Origin of the sequence: Bartonella sp. AP65SXKL (assembly GCF_042195725.1) — a bacterium.
Classification (GTDB): domain Bacteria; phylum Pseudomonadota; class Alphaproteobacteria; order Rhizobiales; family Rhizobiaceae; genus Bartonella.
In genome coordinates this window covers 1-1154 of sequence record NZ_JBHIOW010000069.1, presented here as the reverse complement: position 1 = coordinate 1154, position 1154 = coordinate 1, and the positions used below count along the sequence as shown (strand labels likewise).

1 protein-coding gene is annotated in these 1154 nt (G+C 31.1%); it reads right to left on the bottom strand.

Annotation, left to right across the window (positions count from 1 at the left end):
* Positions 1-821: 821 nt before the first annotated feature.
* A partial coding sequence (locus tag ACFIMP_RS09715; RefSeq protein WP_375614003.1) for an autotransporter outer membrane beta-barrel domain-containing protein occupies positions 822-1154 on the bottom strand: 333 nt, incomplete at its 5' end.

Here is a 1154-nt window from a genome sequence, read left to right as displayed (position 1 = left end):
TTAGGAAAATTTCATGCAATAATTCAGAATGCTCATTCATCATTTTACATATTGAATAAAAACTGAATATTATAAATTTCTTTCATTTCAAACCTGTTTATATTTAATCAATTAACCCCTTGTCTATCACAAACGAAGCTGGCATGCAAAGAAGGACTTTTGAAAAAAGGTGAATTGCTTCTTATGAATATTCTCGAGTGCTAAAATCTGCGCAAATATTGAATGCTAAAAAAAGAATGATGATATCCGCGCATGACCGCAATGAAAATAATATCCTGTATCTTATCGAAATTTCTCTGCCACCTATCACTTACAAAACAACAACCATAACAACACGATAAAGCATACTTTACTTTTATTATAATTTGACCTCAAACTCCCTCTGTTTGTTCTAAAAACAAGTATTTATCCAAAATTCTTAAGTAAACATCCTAAAAAATGGAACAAATAGCGTATTAAATGATATAAACGTGAATAAAGTTCTAAAACAAAATTCAAAACAATGCATAAAACTCATAAAGACTAAACTTATGATCTATAAAAATGAATAAAGAAATGGACAAAAACAACCACCTATATCGTCTCTTTTGAAAGATTATGCCGAAAGCATTCAGCATTCAAACTTTTCATATTCACAATGAAATCTGTCCTCATATCTTAACATCAAAAATTTTAGAAAAATTTCTCATCGCATAAAAGAAAGCATCTATTGTAATCTTTTATATCAAAAAATAACCATATTGATGAAGCAAAATAAATTTTAATACATTAAAAGGCCGAAAATCTTCTGCCTTTTAACTAAAAATACATATTGCAGCTCATCAAAAAAGGTGGCGCAATCCAGCAGAGAAACTCGTTCCAGAAAAACCAATTTTCTTAAATCTATGCTGATAAGTGACATCTCCACGAAGAGAAAGTTTTGATGAGAGACGGGCATTAAACCCAACCCCTGCTTCCAAAGAAGAACCAAAGGAACCTAACTGAAAATCGTTTTTAAAAGAAACGAATTGCTTATCTTCAAAACTATGCAAATAAGAAAGCTTACTATAAAAAGAAACTTCACGTCCCTCTTCCACAACACCTAACGTCTTGCTTAAACGCCCACCAACACGCCCCACCCATTGATGAAATTTTCCTAAATCAACATCAAGATT